Below are 21,238 nucleotides of genomic sequence, written 5' to 3'. Positions count from 1 at the left end.
AAATGCTATTTGGAACAATAAAGTTTGTACACTAGGCTATAATATACTTTATCGAATTGGGTAGAGTATATGTTGTGGCTAGACAAAGAAAACTTGAAAAGCTCGCTGATTTCAAGCGGGCTTTAAAACAAAAATATGGCTTAGGTGAAGGAGCTAATTACACTCCTTGGGTAAGAGTTCAGGATGTTAAGTCTCATGGTCACAGCGGTAAAATTGACGGAATAAAATCGGGACGAACTCACCATACCTTATCTGAGCAAGAGACATGCTTTTTCTATTTAGCTGAGTTTTCCGATTCAGTTACCGATATTCGAGAACAGTTTCCTCTGCTTCCACTCACTCTCTCATTAAAAATATCTAAGCTACTTGATGTTGAGCACCCTAAGCACCCAATAACCAAAGACCCAATCATCATGACCACTGATTTCCTTTTAACCTGTAGTAATGGAAAGCGGATTTGGTATGAAGCTGTTTCTGTGAAGCCTGATGAAAAGCTTTCGGATAAGAGGACGGCAGAAAAGCTCGATATTGAAAGAGTTTGGTGGGAGTTACTAGGTGTTCCATTTCACGTATTTTGCCTGTCAGAACTGAATCAGATTAAGTCAAAGAATATTCAATGGATTACCGATCCTAAACGTAAGAATTACTCATCACCTTCGAATAAAGTTAGAGAAAAAGCTAAGCGTTTGTTGACGGTGGGAACAATGCAAATAAGAGATGTTTGCGACACATTTTCTCATCAAGTTGGTATGTCGAATGATGAAGCATTGATTTTATTAAAGTATTTAATAGCTGATAAAGAAGTTATAGTAGATTTGACGCGGCCCATAGTTCTATCTGGGATGATAGAAATTGCTCAAGTTAAGATGGATGGGAAATCACAGCAATATGCAAGTTGAATTAAATAGCGTTTGGCGAGTTCATAACTTGGATGGTCTTGGGGATGGTCTTTACAGGGTTTTGCAACTTTATACTAAGGAACATATCGTTATTCTGTTTCCTTTGCTCGATTCAAAGGCTTTGCAACGACCACTTAAGCTTGATTTTGACTTTTTTAACGAGGCCATTAAAGCGGGTAATTCCGAATTTAGTTCATATGAGCTGCCGTATTATCAATTGCAGTCAGAAGACGATATACCAGAGAGTTATCTTGTAAGAAGAGATGAAAAATATCGACTTATTAGTGAATTAGTATCTGATCCCTATTTTTTGCTAAATTTGGTTGAGCAACCTCGTAGCAAAGCTGTTTCGATACATGCGAAAGCCCACAACACATATGTCCAGAATATCTATCGATCACTAAATCTTTATTGGAAATATGGTCAAGAACGAAATGCACTCTTACCGAGCTATAAGAACTCTGGGGGCAGAGGTAAATCAAGAGTAGCTGGCGCAACAAAGCGTGGATCTCCGATACAACTCTCCAGTCCAAGTATTGAAGCGCCTGGGGGTGTTAATACCACTGAGCATGATAAGGCTTTGTTTCTTAAAGCGATGAAGGATTTTGGACTCAAAGGTGAAAAAGTAAAGTTCAGTCGTGTGTATGACAAAATGCTTAAGGAATACAAACAATATGCAGAGGAGCTAATTGCTGCTGAATCGGAATCACGTGAAGCTTTAGTACCTAATTATCGAGCATTCGTTTATTGGGCCAAAAAACTAGTTCCAGCACAAATACTAATACGTAAACAAACAAATCAGGGTGACTTTGACCGCAATAAGCGAGGCTTAAAAGGTTCTGCTACTGATCATACAGAAGTTCCTGGTAGTTGCTTTGAACTGGATGCAACGGTTTTGGATGTACATATTGTTTCGGATTTTCAGAGAAATCATGTATTGGGGAGACCGACCGTTTATTGTGTAGTTGATAAAGAAAGTCGAATGATTGTCGGGCTACATGTTTCCATGGAATATGCTTCTTGGAGAGCTGGTCGGCAGGCTTTAATCAACAGCTTTACCTCTAAGAAAGAGTATTGCGCAGAATTTGGCATTGAAATTGATGAAGCTGACTGGCCTTGTAACCATATACCTCAACGATTGCTTTGTGATCGCGGTGAGTTTATTTGTCAGGATGCAGAAAATCTCGCTGTGCCATTGATTGGTCACTTGAGCATTGCTCCACCATACAGGGCGGAATTGAAAGGTATAGTAGAACATCGCTTCAATATCTTGAACGAGAAGCTAGTACATGAGCTGTTAGGGACGACGAAAGGGCGGCATTATATCAGGGGAGATAGAGATCCAAGATTAGATGCTACTTTTACGCTCAGAGAAATAACCAAGCTCCTTATTGATGAAGTTTTAGAGCACAACAGTTCAATTTTTAAAGATTTAGCCAAGCAAAGTACATTACTTATTGAGTCAGGGCTTTCTCCAACTCCTCTAAACTATTGGAATCTAAATGTTAAAGCGCAGCGTCATGCTTTGAGTCGAGCAGACGAGGCTCATATTCGTTCTCGCCTATTACCAACAGTAAAAGTGACCATGACAGGCAAAGGAATTCGGCTGAACGATCAAATGTATTATGAGTCAGATCATGCTGATTTTGATACTTGGAAAGTAATTGCGAGAAATAATGGTTCATGGCAACTAGATGCTTTAGTTGATCATGATAATTCAAGCTTCATATTTGTCAGGCTTGAGGAAGTAAGTGGCTTTACCCGATGTTGCCTGATGAAGGAGTCGGCTAATTTTGCTCATAGGCATCAAGCTGACATCCTGTATTTTGAAGACTGGATTAAGTTGGAAAAAAACAAAGCTAAGCCAACATCGAAATCGATAGAGCGTCACCAGAGAAGAAATCAGGTTATCGAAACTGCAAAAAAAGAAGCGGCATTGGCTCCATCGCTGAGTTCAAAATCTGAGAGAACAAAGGGCATGAAAGCAAGGAGAAGGGAAGCTATTCTTGCACAGAGGATTGAGGACGGAGAATCCCAACTTCATCAAGCTAAGCCTGATATGGAATCAGATATACCCAGTGAACGTCTTGATGACAAGAAGAAAAAAGTAATTTCCATGCTCAAGCGAAAAAGGGCCAATGATAATGAAATGTGAAGAAGCCATTTACCATGAAGCGATATTACCTGAGCATCGTGGTAATCCTTTGATTGAAGCTTTGCCACCTAAGGTTGAGGATGATGAGTTAGTTATTAAGCTGAGTAATTATCCTAAGAGGCTTGTTGAGGAAACAACGTTAGAGGCAATTGAAAGATTGGATTATCTCACTCGATTAAAAACGTTGAGGCAGCCGCTTCCACTCTATTTTGATGTATTTAGGGCCATCGAAATGGCCATCAAAGAGGGATATTCAGCAAAAAATCCGTTATCTCCCACAACAATGAACTATCTACATTATTCTTCAGATAATCGACCTGATGTTGAACCCCGAACAGGCTTTTTTAAACCTAAAGGCAGTGGAATAACAATAATTGGTGAAAGCGGAGTAGGTAAAACCTGCATGCTTGAGCAAGTATTAAACTGTTTTCCTGACGTCATAGAACACCGCTATTACCAGAATAAAGTGTTAGCAATACCGCAAGTTGTATGGATAAAAGTTGATTGTCCAGATGATTCGAGTGTTAAAGGTCTTTGTCACCGTATATTAGAGCAAGTTGATCAAAAATTAGGAGACCCTCCAACAAAACCGGCGGGAACGATAGCTCTTTTACTTCAACAAATTGAATCGAAAATGAAGTCAAATTTCCTCGGGATTTTGGTTATTGATGAGATGCAAAACCTAAACCTTGCTAAAGCAGGCGGTGCCGATCGACTTTTAGGCTTTTTGCATAACTTAGTTAACAATTTAGGTATTCCAATACTTTTCTGTGCAAATCCTCCGTTCGATGAACTCCTAAGTAAAAGTTTTAAATCAGCGCGACGAGCGGAAAGTAGTGGCTACTTCGATGTAGAACTAATGAAGAACGATGATGAGTGGGAGTTGTTCGTGGATGAACTTTGGTGTTTACAGTGGACGAATGTTGAAACGCCGCTGACCCCGAGTTTGAACAATAAACTTTACTCGTTATCTGCTGGCAATATGGATTTGGCCGTTCGAATTTATTATTCAGCTCAAAAGGCAATTATTGGCTCTTCAGATGAGAGAATTACTGAAGAGGTGCTTGAGCTTGGAGCAAGTATTGCTATACGGGCAACGAAAAAGCTCACAGAAGAAATGAGAAAGAAACACGCGATTTCTATCCTAAAAAGAAATCGAAAAGAGGGTAATGCTGAACTGAACAACCATCGGAGCGAAGATCGTTCATCAAAAGAAGTCATCAATACCAAATCTAAAACTGTAACAATACCTGGAGACTTAACTCGCCCACATCATCCTGAGTTCATTGAAGAACTAACCGAACTAGTTTTTGCAGAAGATTTGAGTGATCGGATATTGGATACTAATCTGATTCAGAGGGCTTCTCAGGATAGTGACCCACTTGAAAACCTCAGGGCTTCGGGCGTTTTGTGTGACGACCCATTGGAGACGTTTAGTTAGCATTTAGCTGTATGGAGAATCCTTCGGAGGTGATATGCGTTTACCTGATGCATTACCCGATGAACTACTATTTAGTCGAATGATTAGATATTGCAGTGTAGGCGCGGTTCCCATACCTGAATTTCTCAAAAGCGTATACGGAGACCGTAGAGCAAGTATTAACCCGATACTTACAGCTGGTTTAAGCTCGCTTTCAAGCCTTTACTGTGAGAGCGAGAATGACCTGCTAATGGAGCAAACTCTTGCTCCGTTGTTTATGCATTATTACCCGCAATACAAAGCCAAATTATCTGAAGCTATATCGTCAACGGACAATTACACGGCTATTAGGTTAAGCCAGCTTTCGTGCGTGAGAGAACATGCACAACTCACCCTCAAAATGTGCCCTGTGTGTGTTCAAGAAGATATCAGACAATTTGGTGTGGCCTACTGGCACCGAGTTCATCAAATACCTGCTATTGAGTCTTGTTGTGAGCATCAGCAGCAACTAGTGGACGTTCGTCTTCCTAAACGATTAAAGTTAGCAGTTGGGTATCCTTCTTCTTTTGAAACCAAGTCTCAAGAAAGTAGCGATGAAAGCTTTCATTTAGCGCAATTTTCTCGGCAAGTACTTCGGCAACAATCAAAGAGTATTTCTATCTTTAGGGCAGATAGTTACTCTGATAAATTATCGAATCTTGGCTATGTGACCAAGAGCGGTCGAATACGCAGGGTAAAGTTACTCTATGACTTTTATAAGTTTGTAAACCAATTGCATTATCTATCTCCAAATGTTCTACCATCATCTGAATCGGATTTTAAGTACATTACCAATTTGCTCTATAACCAGTTTTCACAGCATATTTTCAAGTACTTAATTTTTGAATACTGGTTATCGAAGCAGCGAAGGATTAGAAAAACACCAGAAATAATCAGTGAACATAATGCCGATAGTCCCCCTAATGTAGAGCAAGAATGTTTGGCTCTCCTAAAGCAAGGATTATCAATTTCATTGATAAGCAAGCAAATAGGAAAGAGTCGCACTTATGTAAAATCCGTGGCGTATGTTTCTGGGATGGAGGGGCTGTTTGAACCCACGAAAATAAAATCATCGGTTATAGAGCGCGTTATTGCTCTTGCATGGAAAGGTTTTCATCGTTCAGAGATCGCCCGACATTTATCAGTATCGACAGGAAGTGTCGAAATGTTGATTTCTAGCGTAACTGGGTTGGTTGAGTGGAGAAAGAGGTGTAAGCATGAATCGAAACGGCGACGCTACAAATGCCTGATACTTCGATACCGACACAATAATTCGTTAAGGATAAGAAAAGAGATACGGCGAGATTGTAACGCAGCGTTTTACTGGCTGTATCATCATGAACCTGAATGGCTTGAATCCGTATTACCTAAGCCATCCCACCCACACCAGCAGAAAAGAAGCGCAAAATAGCGACAAAGGTGTATCTTAATTGCGAAGTTACGGTGAATGTCTCTGATGATGCCTAACATAGCGATAACCATGATGCTGTCATGAAGCGAGCAAAATGGATTTACGCTGCGCTCAAGGAGTTTCGTTGTCACCTACAATATGTTCAGTACAAAGAATATGTCAGCGGTGAAATGCAGCAAATTACTGGTGACACTAAACTGCTTTAACGAAGACAAACAAGCTCTGATGAAAGCTCTAGTTTCTTGTTGGTGTAGCGTGCGTACTGAACGTATCTTCCAAGAACGTCTGTCTGAATTATTACCGCAAACCACTTGGGTGAAATGAATTCCGAGCTTTCGGGTTTTGCCAATGATGAAGCAATGGGGAAGCTGTTCGACTAAGGGAAAACTGATGCTTAATCCATATTTGGTTAAAGCGCCCAAGGAGTCTATCGATTATGTGATTCTGCACGAGCTATGTTATATCGCGGATCACAACCACAGCGAGAAATTCTGGCGATTACTCACCAGTGCGTGATGCCCAACTGGAAAGAAGTAAAAAGCCGCTTAGATAGCATGGCGGAGTTGTATTTGAGTGAAACGAGGAGGTATTGATTTGTGGTTCCTTAATAATGAGTCAGTGCAAAGCTGGTTCTTTAGACTTGCTTTGTTATCCGGTCAGCAGCAATTCGAGAAAGTTGTCGGTACGAATGGTGAATGGCATTCTACTCCGACGCTAACTGATGGATGTAGCTTAGATTGGGAGTCTATTCCAGATAAGGAGTTGCTGAGTTTTTTGAGAAAGTCTGGAATAGCCAACCAAGAAGCAGGGATGTTTGATAATCCAACGCTTTACGTTAATGACATGTTAATCGCAACCTCGACGATGTACGGCAGACCAAGTCGGAAAGGTGCTATACCAGTAAGGTTTTGCATTGAGTGCATCAAGACATCCTTAAAGATAAATGGATTTGGATATTTTAAGGCAGATTGGTTAAGTGAAACAAAGTGTGCTGTGCACAATGTTAACCTTGAAGAAATTACCAGTGGTAATAGAAAAAGTGCGGTACTCAGCATAAAACAAGTTCTGAGTGGGCGTGGTACACCAGAGAGTCAGACTTGTACTCAGTTAGACGAAAACGGCCATAAATATTCAGATTTGACGGATCAACCTAGCTACCACGTCATGCCATGTTTACTGAACAAATTCTACAATTGGGCATCTAGGATGTGCAGAAAAAGCGAATTAAGACATGAGTATTTGAGTTTTTTTGATCCCTATGGAGTTAAAAAATATATATCGGATGAGCGGTTAGTTCGTCAGTTCTTTTACTTCAAAGAGAATTACTCAGAAGAGTTTAAAGTTTTTTGGGAACAATCCGCAGAGATAAAAGAATACAGGTTTGGGTTTAGAGAAAAACTATCTCTGGCTGAAACGTTAGCTAAGAGCAGGGGAGAAAACTGTTCGAAATGCTTTCAATGGAGTGATACAGACTACTGCCCTATCAAGCCAGTCAAAATTTCGTATCTTAGCGAAGAGTATTATGTGAGCTTCGATGAAAACCCTTGCGATCTCTTACTTTGGCGTAAAAAACATAAAATCACTTTTAATGCATGTCATTTAATGGAGCGTGAGACTAATAATTACGACACCCAAGAAGGTTCATACTAATTGCTACTTCCTAGTCCGAATCAAGCTACAACTGAGTATTAAAGTATTATACTCGTTGTAACTCACTTCTGGACACAAACGTGTTATATGTTTCACTAAATTAGCCAAACTCGAATTAATTGAGATAAGGCTACCTCGATTAATTATGGTATTTCAGTTTCCATACAAAGGATCTGAAAATCTCAAACTTTGCTATTTACTCAGATGCAGTGAACCAGTCCTCAAGGTAATGGAAAGGAACTGGATATCGGTAGCAGCGACAAGCTGTTAGTACTAACGGAGCCTTTCCTTCAGTTACAGCTGACATTTTCTTGAATGAATCTGCCTCGCTACATTCTTGTTTTATATGCTCTAGCGCTGAACTGCTATTCATAGGAAAGTCAGTTGATGCAGAGCCATGCATATCAGAGTTAGAGTACATAGCGTCCTCACTATGTTGGTTTGGATACCAATATTGTAACGTGCCATGTGCCAGTTTTTCTGTGGCAAATTTTTCCAAATCTTGGCTTACTGAATCTAGTTTATACAGAGAGCAAAAAACCGTTAACAGCGGGTACAAAACACTAGCCTCCGTAACTTTATTTTTATAGTTACTGTCGGCTTTATCTTTATTTCGATGTTCAAGCAGCTTTTCGTAAGAGTTGTGAACGATTGGATACATGCCATTACTTTCAAAACAGAATATGCATCTATTGACCATTTCCGAGAGCCAACTCCGTACAAAATCATCAAGTTCTGAATTATTTGAAAGCAAAGTTAAAGCGAGACCAAGATCAATTGCTTGTGAGTCTTTGTAAGGCGATAGCAACATTGGATTATTAACGACCAATAGATTAATTGACCTCGTTATTTCTCTGAGGCGAAGCCGTAATTTTTCTTGTTCTTCGCTTTCTCCAACTATAGGTGGAGTTTCCACGTAATTCTTGGACAGTGAGTCTAAAATCCAGTGTCCTTTGACCGCTAAACGTCCTAGAACATCAAATAGCTTAATATTTACATCAATAGAACATGGCGAATGAACAGCATGAGAGAGCGCGTATTTAAATTCAACATATGGAATTAAACATCGATCTACATAACAATCAGTAATCTGTTGATATGTATCTAAAATGCTATCAAACGATTTCGAGGACTTGTTCCTTCCTGTGTAGTGATCTTTGACCTTATTCCAAGCCAACAGCAATGCTAGCTCCGACGAAAGATATGCTGATTCTAGATTCCCTCCATCACGACACCATGAGAACAGAACCCATAAACAAACATTTACCCGTGTTATGGCCGATGCAACAGAATCGGAATCAGTGGCATTTGACAGAACTTCATCAACTAATTGTGAAAAGTGCTGATTTGAACTCTCGGGTTCTTCGAGTAAAGCCAAGGATTTTCTTAACAAAGCCTGACAGGAGCTAGGCAGCAGCTCCTCCTTCAGCAAGTACTGTTGAATAAGCTCTGAAAGTTTATCGCCATTCCACTCTTCAAAAGAAATATTGTCTCGCGTATTCTTCTGTTCATAACCAGAAACCTCCTGTCTAATCCCTGAGTTAACATCTCCACCAAAGCATAAGCAGATGACTATTTTTTTATCCCTATGTTCAGGTGGTAGGCGACTAAGGATAAATGAGTCTTGAATCTCATCTAATGAAGGTCTAAGAGCTTGGTCTGCACTCCCATTCCAAGTCTCACGAGTAAGGTTTCCAGACTTAACAGAGAACAAATAAACTTTTTCTTCCTGATCATTTACTTGTCCTACAGCCGCTATATCAACACCGTATTCTTTGACTCCACGAGTAGGTAAAATGAACACATTCATCCCCATACTGCTCAATAATTCAGGTAATACTGCATCCAGTTCCTGACGCTCCCTCAACGAGGCTAAATACTGCTTAAGAATTAGCTTCATTTTTCATTCTCTCATAACGGTAAACTCGTAAAATGTAATCTAGTGACTCTGGATCTAAGACATTTAACCTTGGCATTTCAGTCGAATGGGAAAAAGAATGCATTTGCATCTCTTGTCGCACTTGCTCTCCATCTCCCAATTGCATGTAATAAATTGAACTATTGCCATACAAGAGGGTCTGCTTCATTGCTATCAGATCGAAGAAAATAGATCCTCTTGATGCATCTTCGTAGGCTGCTTGCATACTCTTGTTAGATTCTTTCCAATAAACACTTATATTTTCTCTGGGTGCCATCAACTCTTTTAGCCCAGAGACTTTTTCAATATCAGAATGATAAGCCTGAAGCTTACCAAGCAACCGCTCACATGGTTGTGATTGAAAGCCTTTATCAATGCACGATTGGAAGAATCGCTTAAGCTCCCCTGGATAACTTAAAAGCAAGGGATCATACAAAATCTGTTCAAGCTTTTTACGAGTAGTTCTCGAAGCAGTTTCGTAAATAGATAGAATGAAGCTTGCCGCCGCTATAGGCTGAGCAAACAGCCAGCCCACAGCCTTGTGACTAACAAACACTTGCTTCACTTCATCACCTAGCAATATCATTTCTGTCTCTAACTCGACATCCTTGCCCGTAACGTCATGAAGTAGATCTGAAACACCATGACAAAGTGAGTAATCACCAGACAAAAACCACTTTGTGACAATATGATTAAGTAGATCGCGATGCTTGCTTAGTAGTTCTCTGGAAAAGTAATCCAGTTGGGAGAACTTCACGCCCACAGTCAAAATCGATTCCAATAAATTCAAGGCAAGGGAAGAGGCTCCCTTCTCGACCAGGTTGACTAATAAATGATCGATATTGTCTATGATGCCTTTGTGCTCAGGGGAGATATTGGCGAACTGCTTTAACAAAAGCTTTAGAACACTCTCTGGTAAATCAACTCTCTGAAAGGCCACAATATTTGATATCTCATAGAGAACCTCTGGAGGAGTCCCCTCAACAAACGTAAGTAGGAACTCTTCAATCTGCGGCCAGTAAGATGGGAATGCATCACCAAAGCTAATTGTTGCCCGCAGTATCGAAGCACAACAGCCACTTTCACGTTCACTATTTCCACTAAGTAGTTCCCAAATGATATTCGCCTGGGCTTCACCCACATCAAGCCTCCCCAAAATATAATAGGCTTGGCTTCTTACCATCTCATTTCTATCAGCGATCAGGTTTACTGTCGTTTGGATAGCATCAGTTACACAATCTGAGTCGTATGCAAGGATTGAGCTGGAAAGAAACTGGGCATATGCACTTAACTCTCTTTGTGCAAGGATAAATTCAACACTATCTCTGGGACGCTGTGCTTCCACGCTACAGAAACGCTGAAAAGCCCCATAGACTCCACCAATAGCCAAGTCTCTGCCAGCCTGTTGCGTTAGGTTTAGCAGGCAACGGAGGACATCTTCAATATTTGCATCTAATGAAGGTAGTGCATTTTCAAAGGCGTGTAGAATTATGAAAAAATCGTGACCGCTGGAGCTTTTATCAACTCCTCTTACTAGCTCGACAAGATCAATATCTCCTGCGTTGTGCAATTGAGACAGCGCATCTTTCAAGAACTTCTCTTCAGACCGTATTTCCTCGACATACAGATCATTAACCTGAGAAAGTAGCTCTTCTGCCGTTTCGCTTGCCGCTAGTAACCGCGTTTTTGTTTTTTCTAATGACATTTTACGTCCCTTACTCAACAACCATTAAGCACTTTGCTGTATAAGGGTAATTAGGTCAAATTAAAAGGTACTTAAGCTAAGGGTTAGAGATGTTCTAAACCGTTTCGGGGCATTTTTGATTCAGGTAATTAATTCCGTAACACGGAAATGGTGGTTCACAGATCATCAATATCAACGTCAATTTCTGGAGAGTCTTCTCTTTGCTTAACTAGTTCTCGGTCTTGTTCATCTTCCTCAAATTCAATTCTACAAGAATCAAAAACATCGCTTCGTTCAACTAGAAAATCGCTGTCCGCCTTATCATTTTCCGAATAAGACCCCCAATCTTTTTCACTTGTAGTCGCGAGTTCATCAGAGTGTGACTTGTTAATCCTTCTAAAAGGTCTTTTTCTGACAACCGTTTTTTACTCATAGCTTACTTCTCGATTCGAAAATTACATTAGATAATTTATAGCATAATGAGTAGCTAGAAATTAGCTCGGAAACAAGGAATGGGGCACTTCTGAGTTACGAAGTGCCATCTGTGAAAGTTCTGGACAAAACCTTGTCAGTGATTTTGCTAATTTAGCACCTCACGGATTAGTTCAGGTATTGGTAACCTCTAATCAAGTAGCGAAGTTAACTTCGCCACTAAAGCTGAAAATTAAATTTTAGCGCCATAGTCTCTTGTTATACAGATGGCTCAAGGTAGTCGTGATTTGCAAATAAAAACAGTAAATCCATCGCTGATTTCGAGCAATTCTTAACTCTTCGAGCCAGCAATGACTTTTTATAATACTCGTGAGCAAATAAGTTACGCAAAGTTAGCCCTGTTTGCAGCTTCACAACATCATCTAAACGACAAACTTGTTCAGGCATTAGCCCGTGTGGATCATTTGGAGTACGAAAATACTGGTCTCAGGGAGGAACTTGCCAAGCTAAAAAGAAACAAGGTCGTATCGATTAAATAGTGCTGCCCTCTGATCCTCTCTAGGTGCTCAGCATGTCGACTGCTAATCACAACATCCAGTTTGAAGAGTCATGATAAGTAAAAACAAGACCTTAACCAGTTGTTTTTCCGTACTGTTTTTTAGTATTGGAAGTTACATGAGTTTGCACAGCGCTCACACAACTTAAATAAAGTTGTTAATTTTAATATTTTTACTATCGTTAAAATGTTACCTTCAGGTGTTCTTTCAAACTGAACATTGCAATAATTTAATTGAAAGCATGGATGGCTTGTGTATAATTTGCGCGAATTTTTCAAGGTGAAATACAATGAACGTTGTTGATATAGCATTACCTGAAACCCGAACCATTGATAAGTCCACCAACCGTGCGTCGACCTCAAAGAACGCTACAGTAATTTCTATTCATCAGAAGAAAAAGATGATCGCTTTCGAAAATGCAAAGAAAAACTTAAAGATAGCTGCAAGTAAGCTTGATTGGTAAGGTTTTCATACCGGATAATATGCTCCTATACGCATTCCATAGGGACATACAATGCCAGCACAAACAGTTACAAGCATACATCCTTCCCACCCCCCTTTAGCGGCTAACGGCAGCTATAAAAACTCTCTAGAGGCAATACGCTCACGACACTCACAAGAACTTGTAATTGGTCTTTGTGGTGCTGTTGGAGCTGGCGTTAAACGACTCAAAGACTCTGTAATTAAAGAGCTCAAGTCAGCTAATTACCATGTAGAGCACATAAGGTTAAGTGACCTGATTGCAGCTACACAATCTGACCCAGAATCCATTCTTAATTTAGTCGGATTTCCCCGTTACGATACATTACAAAATCTTGGAGATAAGCTTAGAAAGGACCATTCAAATACTACTGTTGCAGATATGGGGATTCGAAGAATCCATTTAATACGCAATTCAATGTTTGGCGATGGCTGTGATAGTGGAAACGTTGTAAAGGTCACAAAAAAAGTAGCCTATGTTATTGACCAAATAAAACACCATGACGAAGTAGCTTTATTCCAAGAAGTCTACAGAAAAAACTTCTATCTGATCGGGCTTTTAAGAACAAAGGACCAAAGACTGCAAAATCTTAAAGATGAAGGCATTACAGATAGTGCAGAAGCTATGAAGCTGATTGAGAGAGATCGGAACAGTAATGATAAATTTGGTCAACATGTGGAAAAAGCTATTCAGATGTCAGACTACTTTATTAGAAACCTCGATGATGCTGCAGAGCTTAGTAAATCAATTAGAAGATTCATTAATCTTATTCATGGCGTGGGTAACTATACCCCCACTAGAGACGAGAAAGGGATTTACTCGGCACACTCTGCATCATTGGCCTCAGCTTGCTTATCGCGACAAGTAGGGGCAGCAATAATGGACAACGAAGGCCAAATCATTGCAACAGGATGTAATGATGTGCCTCAATTTGGTGGTGGGTTATATGATGTTGAAAGTGAAAAGGATCTGCGTTGCTATAACAAAGCGGGGTGTCAAAACGATAAGCACAAGTTGCAGCTGAAAGATCAAATCAGACAAATATTAGCTGATGAGGGCATCGCTGAGCCTGAAAAAGTAGCAGACAAAATCTTCAATAACTCCAAAGCAAAATCACTCATAGAATATTCAAGAGCTATACATGCTGAAATGGATGCAATTATATCTCTAGCTCGTAATAGTGGCTCTAGTACAATGGAAAAGACCTTATATTGTACAACCTTCCCTTGTCACAACTGTGCTAGACATATTGTAGCAGCTGGCATTACAAGTGTCGTATACATTGAGCCGTATGAAAAAAGCTTAGCTCTCGACTTGCATAGTGACGCAATCTGCCAAGAAGATACCCCCAGCAAAAACAAACTCATGTTAAAGAACTTTGAAGGCGTATCTCCCAATAGATACGCGGAATTCTTTATCTACAAAAAAGACCGTAAGAATAATCAAGGGGAAGTTATTAGCTACGAGTTACCAACCTCAGATCAAGTTGAGCCTCATCAACTGGATTGTTACGTAGACTATGAAGTTAAAGTCGCTGATTATGCGAACCAATCTGTCGGAGAGGACCGATACTCAATATCCGATAAGGAACAATGAGACATTAGAGTTATTTACAGGGTCGTTTATAAATCAAACGCTCGAACCGAGCGTTTGTGGGTACCAGAATACAATTTGTAAACCTACTTGCTAGTTTTACGCAGTGACTTAATTAAAACATGTCTATCTCCTCATCACTTAACGTGAGTTCCTCTACTGTTACGTAAGCGATACTGCCCCTAGATTCATGATAAAGCCTCTGCAAATTCATCTCCTAGATTATTGGACTTCGGCAGGCCAATCCCAAGCGAGGTATTGGCCAAGTGTTTCACTGAGTTCATCGGAGGCTGCCCCATCTACATGATAAGCGTGGTAGTCGTATTCTTTGCCCATCGGAACATTTTTAAATTCATTGACCTCATAAGGATTGAAATCACCCATATTGCCAATAGTACAGTAGTCGGTGTTAATTGTTTTCAACCAAGTTACTAAGATTGTTTTTGCTCCTGTCTTCTCAATGTATTTTCTGCCCGCATCCAGTGACCAGCCTTTAGTGCAAAAGTCATCCACCAGTAACACTGTTTTGCCCTTCTTAACAGGTGGGCTTTTCATTGGTTTGGCTGCATAGTTCTTGGTGGGTAGTCTGTTGATCTTGATTGTGTTGATCTGGCTGTGGTGATCTACCAGAGTCCTATTGATTCGTGCATATTGTAATTTTGTAGCTGTAGTATGACGTTCAATAAGATCATGAAGATAACCTTTATTAAAGCACTTGCCGAATGTCATTAAGTCAGCATTCATTTTATCATTTCCAACTCCAGCACCATGCCCTGGGTACGCAGCGATGTAATCAATTCGCTGATGAATACCTGTGAAGTACATGCTTGTTACAAGCGCACCTAGCCAGAAGTCAACTTGACCATGCCCGAACTTAGCAGCAGCTTTAGCATGTTGAGAGTAGCTTTTTAAGGCTGGCTTGAGGGTGCTAAATGGCGCAAGAGCGTAGTATTCAAAATCACCATCCGTGATCTCGTGACTCCAGAAGTGTTCACGTAAGCAAAGGGTATCAATAAATCGAGCTACTTCCTTTGGTTCGCTGAATTCAAAGCCGTAGTCTGTATTGATGTCATACCAAGTGGCACGTAAGAATAAGATCTTACCGTGTAGTGCCGTGATCATGTCATCATGGTTACTGCCAATGTAGACAACCTCGTTTGCCTCCCAACCCATCTCATTTAGGACGTATTCCGTTGCCGCTTTGGTTTTCTTCTTTGGTACGTTAGGGTCACGTAAATGCGTGAAGATACGCAGATCATCAAATTGTTCTTCAAGGTATCCGTATAAATCACGTTTAGCAGCACCTCCGATTGAGATGGTACGAGGTCTGTTGGCAAGTAGCACAGGCTTGATACCACGTAGTTTGAAGAAAACCATTAATTTACGAACTTCATTAAACACAGCCTCATCAATCTTGCCCATGTTCATGATCGTATCTGCAACGCTTAGTATTACGCCTTTGAGTTGTTTTGCTGCCATCCTGACATCCTTATAAGCCTAATGAAATCTGTCGTTCACCATCATTGAGATCTGAGTTTGGTGATTCTTCTACCTCTTGGATCTCAGGTTTCTGTAAGAAGCTGATTAACTCATTTGTCTGATCTGGAACGTTAAAGACCCGACCTTTCCTGTACGTACTGATTGCATTTATTTCCTCGCTTTCAGCGTTTGTGTAAGGAAGGTAAGGCATCACCAAAAACCGATTAAAATCCTTAGCAAAGTTAACTGTGTGGGCTGTTCCGCTTTTGATTTTCCATTCAATGGGGATAACACAGGTTGATAGACCAGCCTGAATACGGTTTCGTTGAACAAAGTTATGAGCACTGTAGTTTTGACCTATCAGATACTCTGTGACGATTGCTCCGCCACCGGCCAAGATTTGTTCTCGGACAGCCTCGGAACTTTTGGGATAGTTGCTATCAATACCAGTACCCAATATTGCTACTGTAGGAACGTTGAAGCGGATTGATTCAATGTGTGCCCGTTGGTCGATACCGTCAGCCAACCCACTGACAGATACAAGCCCTTTATTAGCCATACCTGCAACGATTAACTTTGTTAGCCAATGACCATCCTCTGAGGATTTACGGCTACCAATAATCGCCACAGATTTACTATGGAGGTTCTTTAGGTTGCCTTGGACGAATAACCACATTGGCGGCTCGTTGATGTGCCGTAAATTGTCAGGGAAAGCGTCTTGATCGTAAAAGACAACCTTTACGTCCTTTTGGGCGTACATACGAGCCATCGAAGTGCCTTTAGACCAAAGTTCTTTCTTGAATTTTCCCCAGCCTTCTTCTGACTCGAGTACAGAAGTCGGTAACTTTATCCGTAGTGTTTTACCGAAGTGTTTAGGATCTTCACACTTGATAAGCTCTCTAAAGCTAATTTTCTGGGAAGCTATTTTATACAGAGTTCGGAAGCCTACATCATGCAGGGACTGAAGCGCATAAAACGCTACAGTTTCGGCTCTCCAGTATTCGTGTTCTTCTGTCATAGCTGAGTAGGTCATATTGAACGTTATCGTAACTAATCAGCATACCATAGGTGTAGAAAAACGTAATTGATTTAGCAGGATAGTTGTGATTGAACAGAGTAGGGTTTAGTAGAATGATATGGCTGATGGAGATACTTGTCAGAAAGCTATAGATACACGACAAGAATAGGACTTAGTTTTTGCTTTTGTAATTGTGTAACTGTCGAGGAATTCTCGGTTGTTGATTAATTAACGCCCGCACTAACGGAGAGCTATCAATCAATAACCCTTACCTATAAGTAATGTGCAAAAAATGGACTTTACCCTATTAAAGAGCATTAACTCGCTTTATGGCAAAAAATTTCAAGATAAAACGTTTTGGGGCAAAACTGAGTCAGCCATGTCCAGTTGATTAGAACAACTCAAGGTCTAAAGTGGTAAGTATCTGGACAATCGTTTAAATATATAACTCTGTCAAAATCACAAGACATTGCTTCTAAAATTGGTTCGTGAACACCTGAATATATGAGTACCATACAATTGATCACATCATTTTCATCAGGATGTTCGATCCAATTCATTGAGGTTCCTAGAGCATCAATAACAGCCTTGGCTGGCGAAGTAGATTGAATTAACCAATAATTTCTCCAGTCTGATACTGCGTAAAGCCTTAGCGTTGAGTCTTCATAAAATATAATACTCTCCTTTATATCTTGTAAATCAAACACCTTTTCATTTTGCATGATATTTTAGTATTTGTTTACAAAGTTAACGTAACAGAACCACCCTCTAGTTTAGAAAACCGACACGTAGCCCATTGGTTTATGAGGCTTAACCAAGTAGCACGAATAATATGCAATATGCGGGTTAACGCTTAAGTCCAATTCTTTCAATCTGACCGATCTCACTGTTGTATTTTCATCAAGTTTCACTTTTGTGTTACTTGAAGTTGAAGTTGTTACTTTTTTCCCGTCAACCTCAAACTGACATCCAACGTCTTCGGAACCCGGAATGATGAAATCAAGATCCAGCTCTTTCCTTACCATTTCATCATCAGTATTTTTATATTCAAAGATTGCTTTCATTTTTACATACCCGTCATAGCGTGAAAAACATCGCATTTTAACAAGCGGTAAATATGAAATCAAATGAACACAAATCAGACGAGCAATGTTAGTAATATATAAAATTGGTTTGGGGCAAATGTGAGCCAGCGCTGATCTAGCTGACTCGAAGACGAACAAAAACTGTTAAATCATGCGGCATCACTAAGACGGAGGCTCTCGTAATAGTCTTCCGCCAGAGCGGTCATTTTGAACTCAGCATCTACTCCAGCAATCTTTTCAACGGCATCTTTAATTTCCTCTAGATCGACACTGAAGAACTCCTTGCGAAGGTTAACTGCATTAACACGTTGAGAATGGAATTCACGGTGCAAAGCTGTTTCGAGTGCAGGTGCATCATCAGTATAAATCATGGCATGTACATCAAATGGGAATGGTACACTTGCATCACCAAGCTCTTTAACCCTGTCCATAGGCTCTAGCCTGCGCGTTAAACCTATCTTGTAAACATCTTCTCCAAAGGAACCAATGTTACTTATCACGTACACATGGCCCTTACGAGTTTGTTCCGCCATACTTTTAGCACGCTCTTCTTTGGCTTCAGCTTCGGCCAATTGCTGCTCTAGAATGGCTATTCTTTGTTCCATTTCACTACGTTCTTGTTCATTAGCTTGAGCAAGCTCTTGCTGAGCTTTATCAAGAAGGTTTCGATACATTTTTTCTTCTTTCTCAGCTTCAGCAATAGCTTTTTCAAACTCTTTTATTGCTCTCTGCTCTTCACGAATTTGCTCTTTGATGAGCTTCTGCTCGGCAATTTCTTCCTGTTTCTTCAGGGTATATTGATACTGCAGCTTACATTCTTCGAATTTTAGTTCGATGTAGTCAATATCAAAGCCACACTCCAGTGTCGCAGACGACTTTTCTAGATTATTTGCTAGTTTCTCGATTCGTTCCAGCGTACGAGCAAATGAGCTTGGAGAAACCTTGCCAATAAGCATGTCACATTCAATATTGAACGCAGTTAGCATTAGCTTAACTTGACCATTGAGGATTTTTTGATTCAAAGACTTATCATTAGAAATAACGGTCGTTTCTGGGAAGGTGACTGCGGTCTTCGCTTTAATCATGTCCTTTTGTTGCTGCCGTATGTCTTTGATCTCTTCAGAATAGCGATTTGATTCGTAGAGATATTGTGGCATTTCAAAATGACCATGAGCAGTATATTCATCGAGTCGTGAATACAAGTCTATCCCACCCATTAGCTCGTTCAGATCCAGTTCGCCTTTTTCAATATTGGCATGAAGTTCATTTAGAGTGTTTTGGGTAGCGTCAAGAGACTGTTGCTGTTCTAGAATACTAACTTTTAGAAAGTCATCTTGTCCTTTCAAAGCTTGTAGGTCGGCAGTTTCAGCGTTAACTTTGGAAAGCGCCTGCTTTGCTATTTCAGTAGTTTGCTGTAGTGATTCATTTGCTTTCTTTAATGTCACGTGCTCTTCTTTGGCTTTCGTTAACGCTTCATCAATTGACTTGTACTGTCCAATTTTTTTATCCGCAGAGCGTTTCGTCACTATATAGGTCAGCAAAACTGCAAACAAAGATATGCCTGCTAATATCAGTAAATTATTATCCATTGTTTACCTTAAAACCTCTTGTATGAATTGCTTTCTAAGGGCGGCTCGTTCTTCGCAGCGGTCTTGGTACTCTTCATTTGCATTTGACAGCGCATTTTTAAATGCTTGCTTTGCTGCGGATTGTTGCTGCCTTACTTGCCGCTTTAGTTCTCGCTGAGCTTCGTGCACACCTCTTTCATGCTCTCTAAGTGTTTGAGCTTCGGCACGTTGCCGAGCCTTCTCTCTACGCTGAGCTTCGCGGGCGGCTTGTTTGTTGGCCCTATCTATAGCTCTAACAACCTTGATAGCCGTCCTTAAACCACTTCCTCGTCTGGCCAATGTATTTCTCCTCGAGCAAATTAAAATTATGCTTCCGATGCTAGCACATCAAAATGGGACAGGTTGTTATTGAACTCAAATAGATTGCATAAAATCCATAGCTATGGAGTACTAAGGTTTCAAATATCTATGTTTCTCACAGCCAGATTAGCCCCTTGCTTTGGGTTAGAAAAAATATTCCAAATGAAGGCATGGAGAGTAATGGCTCATGCAGTCGCTAACGCAGTTTGGGGCATTTTTGATTTAGACAAATTTTGTCAACAGGCTGTTAAGCAATTGGATCTAGTGGGAATTGCTGCAAATGTAAAATTTGCAGAGACTAAGGTTTTCATCGAAGCCCTAGCAATCGATGTTAGAAAAGGATGTATCCAAGCGTTAGCCCCGCAACCATTATGATGATACTGGTTAGTGTCATATTTTTGTCAACCCATTCGTCAAGCTTACTCATTCGAAGATCCTCTTTCTTTTCTAATTAAATCAAAACCATGTTCAATACCATTAGTGACTTCACGTAAGCGTGTCTTATTTGGTGAACTCAAACTTGCAATAACTCGACCAATTTCATTGCCCAGGTCATAAAGCTCAATATCACTATCAGTAAGGCTATCAAGTGCTAACTTGAGGTTTGAAAGAAAAATATATGGGTTCACCAAATCTGAACGAAGCTCATCGAAAACCTCATTTCGGTTAGCCATGAAATTATCTGTAATACGCTCTACCGCCTCGGTGAAAGACAACCAATCAGGCTTTTTTTCGGTCTTGGTGAATAAATCACTGTGGGTATTATAAGGATTCATCCCTTCTGACAGCACTTTTTCGGTCAACTTTTCTTTGCTCATAGCATACAACCTGACAGAAGATTTAGATTAGTTGCAGTATAGCAAAATCAGCTAGGTTGCAGTTAGAACGAATGCATCTTAAATACGTTTAGGGGAAGAAAGTGGTATCACCTCTGTTAAGAATAACGCAGACTCAATGACTGTTGACGAGTCTTAAAATGAATCCAGTTTCTGGCTTATAGTTGTCAACAAAGGCCATCTATCAAGGTGGCTTTTTTAGGTAACAATGTTATTCAGTTTTCTTGAAAAATTTAACAATATCGAAAGTGATTAAGCTCAGGCTCAGCACTAACTTCTGCCTAAGCAATAGACACATTGCAATCGGCATTTTTGTTTTACCATTACACCTATATGCGCAGTAACGATATTAAATGCATAAGATTAGTTCAGTCAAAGACAAGCCGGTAGATATGCTAAGGGTACTTGCTCTAGCGCAGTTTGGTGAATTTTTGATTTAGAATGGCAGCGTATCGACTGCGATCACCGCCATTTTAGTATGATACTTTAATCTTTATTACTTGGAATGAGACTTTGTTACTCTCTCTCAGGTATCTGTTTAGCAAGATCATCAATGACTACCTTCCGTCTCTTACAGACACTTATCAGCCTAATCTAATGTTTGGAATGCGTAACTAAGACATACTCTGATTTCAAATTAGTGTACAAACTTT

General features: G+C 40.2%; 16 protein-coding genes and 1 pseudogene. 9 read left to right on the top strand and 8 right to left on the bottom strand.

Annotation, left to right across the window (positions count from 1 at the left end; genetic code table 11):
* Positions 1 to 74 precede the first annotated feature (74 nt).
* From BSR11_RS15450 to BSR11_RS15420, 6 genes and pseudogenes are all read left to right on the top strand, one after another.
* Positions 75 to 899 carry a heteromeric transposase endonuclease subunit TnsA gene (locus BSR11_RS15450; protein ID WP_000113758.1) on the top strand — a complete coding sequence of 275 codons (825 nt, stop codon included), beginning with the start codon at positions 75 to 77 and terminating at the stop codon, positions 897 to 899.
* On the top strand, positions 889 to 3,054 hold the full coding sequence (locus BSR11_RS15445; protein WP_072671247.1) for a TnsB C-terminal domain-containing protein: 2,166 nt from the start codon (positions 889 to 891) through the stop codon (positions 3,052 to 3,054). The genes BSR11_RS15450 and BSR11_RS15445 overlap by 11 nt, the downstream gene beginning before the upstream one ends.
* Positions 3,044 to 4,495: an ATP-binding protein gene (locus BSR11_RS15440; protein ID WP_072671246.1), complete on the top strand. Its 1,452-nt coding sequence runs from the start codon at positions 3,044 to 3,046 to the stop codon at positions 4,493 to 4,495. The genes BSR11_RS15445 and BSR11_RS15440 overlap by 11 nt, the downstream gene beginning before the upstream one ends.
* Positions 4,496 to 4,529: 34 nt before the next feature.
* Positions 4,530 to 5,924: a TnsD family Tn7-like transposition protein gene (locus BSR11_RS15435; protein WP_072671245.1), complete on the top strand. Its 1,395-nt coding sequence runs from the start codon at positions 4,530 to 4,532 to the stop codon at positions 5,922 to 5,924.
* Positions 5,909 to 6,517: pseudogene (locus BSR11_RS17600) on the top strand (M48 family metallopeptidase); the annotation flags it as partial. The gene BSR11_RS15435 and the pseudogene BSR11_RS17600, both read left to right, overlap by 16 nt.
* Positions 6,498 to 7,574 carry a TniQ family protein gene (locus tag BSR11_RS15420; protein WP_072671244.1) on the top strand — a complete coding sequence of 359 codons (1,077 nt, stop codon included), beginning with the start codon at positions 6,498 to 6,500 and terminating at the stop codon, positions 7,572 to 7,574. The pseudogene BSR11_RS17600 and the gene BSR11_RS15420, both read left to right, overlap by 20 nt.
* A 196-nt stretch (positions 7,575 to 7,770) precedes the next feature.
* Here the strand turns inward: BSR11_RS15420 and BSR11_RS15415 are convergent, their stop codons facing one another.
* Both BSR11_RS15415 and BSR11_RS15410 read right to left on the bottom strand, forming a co-directional pair.
* Positions 7,771 to 9,474, bottom strand: coding sequence for a hypothetical protein (locus BSR11_RS15415; protein WP_072671243.1), 1,704 nt, complete (start codon positions 9,472 to 9,474; stop codon positions 7,771 to 7,773).
* The gene (locus tag BSR11_RS15410) at positions 9,458 to 11,197 is read right to left on the bottom strand and encodes a hypothetical protein (RefSeq protein ID WP_072671242.1); all 1,740 of its coding nucleotides are present in this window, start codon (positions 11,195 to 11,197) and stop codon (positions 9,458 to 9,460) included. Before BSR11_RS15410 ends, BSR11_RS15415 begins: the two co-directional genes overlap by 17 nt.
* 1,257 nt (positions 11,198 to 12,454) lie before the next feature.
* Between BSR11_RS15410 and BSR11_RS17345 the strand changes: the two genes are divergently transcribed.
* Positions 12,455 to 12,628 carry a hypothetical protein gene (locus BSR11_RS17345; RefSeq protein ID WP_167363669.1) on the top strand — a complete coding sequence of 58 codons (174 nt, stop codon included), beginning with the start codon at positions 12,455 to 12,457 and terminating at the stop codon, positions 12,626 to 12,628.
* A 51-nt stretch (positions 12,629 to 12,679) separates the two neighbouring features.
* Positions 12,680 to 14,242 carry an anti-phage dCTP deaminase gene (locus BSR11_RS15395; RefSeq protein ID WP_072671240.1) on the top strand — a complete coding sequence of 521 codons (1,563 nt, stop codon included), beginning with the start codon at positions 12,680 to 12,682 and terminating at the stop codon, positions 14,240 to 14,242.
* A gap of 219 nt (positions 14,243 to 14,461) precedes the next feature.
* Here BSR11_RS15395 and BSR11_RS15390 read toward each other — a convergent pair whose 3' ends face one another.
* The 5 genes from BSR11_RS15390 to BSR11_RS15370 all read right to left on the bottom strand — a co-directional run bounded on the left by BSR11_RS15390 (position 14,462) and on the right by BSR11_RS15370 (position 19,410).
* Complete coding sequence (locus BSR11_RS15390) at positions 14,462 to 15,718, bottom strand: phosphoribosyltransferase (protein ID WP_072671239.1); 1,257 nt, start codon at positions 15,716 to 15,718, stop codon at positions 14,462 to 14,464.
* 10 nt (positions 15,719 to 15,728) lie between these two features.
* The gene (locus BSR11_RS15385; protein ID WP_072671238.1) at positions 15,729 to 16,736 is read right to left on the bottom strand and encodes a DNA-processing protein DprA; all 1,008 of its coding nucleotides are present in this window, start codon (positions 16,734 to 16,736) and stop codon (positions 15,729 to 15,731) included.
* A gap of 401 nt (positions 16,737 to 17,137) precedes the next feature.
* Positions 17,138 to 17,458: a hypothetical protein gene (locus BSR11_RS15380; RefSeq protein ID WP_072671237.1), complete on the bottom strand. Its 321-nt coding sequence runs from the start codon at positions 17,456 to 17,458 to the stop codon at positions 17,138 to 17,140.
* Between the two features lie 51 nt (positions 17,459 to 17,509).
* Positions 17,510 to 17,800 (bottom strand): hypothetical protein, encoded by a 291-nt coding sequence (locus tag BSR11_RS15375; RefSeq protein WP_072671236.1) that lies wholly within the window; start codon positions 17,798 to 17,800, stop codon positions 17,510 to 17,512.
* Between the two features lie 170 nt (positions 17,801 to 17,970).
* Positions 17,971 to 19,410, bottom strand: a complete 1,440-nt coding sequence (locus tag BSR11_RS15370) for an SNIPE associated domain-containing protein (protein WP_072671235.1) — start codon at positions 19,408 to 19,410, stop codon at positions 17,971 to 17,973.
* A gap of 519 nt (positions 19,411 to 19,929) precedes the next feature.
* Between BSR11_RS15370 and BSR11_RS17340 the strand changes: the two genes are divergently transcribed.
* Positions 19,930 to 20,124 carry a hypothetical protein gene (locus BSR11_RS17340; protein WP_167363668.1) on the top strand — a complete coding sequence of 65 codons (195 nt, stop codon included), beginning with the start codon at positions 19,930 to 19,932 and terminating at the stop codon, positions 20,122 to 20,124.
* 44 nt (positions 20,125 to 20,168) lie between these two features.
* Here BSR11_RS17340 and BSR11_RS15360 read toward each other — a convergent pair whose 3' ends face one another.
* Positions 20,169 to 20,567: a hypothetical protein gene (locus BSR11_RS15360; RefSeq protein WP_072671233.1), complete on the bottom strand. Its 399-nt coding sequence runs from the start codon at positions 20,565 to 20,567 to the stop codon at positions 20,169 to 20,171.
* Between the last annotated feature and the right edge of the window lie 671 nt (positions 20,568 to 21,238).

This window comes from Vibrio injensis, from assembly GCF_001895205.1.
Lineage (GTDB): Bacteria > Pseudomonadota > Gammaproteobacteria > Enterobacterales > Vibrionaceae > Vibrio > Vibrio injensis.
The sequence above is the reverse complement of the archived record's forward strand: the minus strand, read 5'-3'. Positions and strand labels throughout refer to the sequence as shown.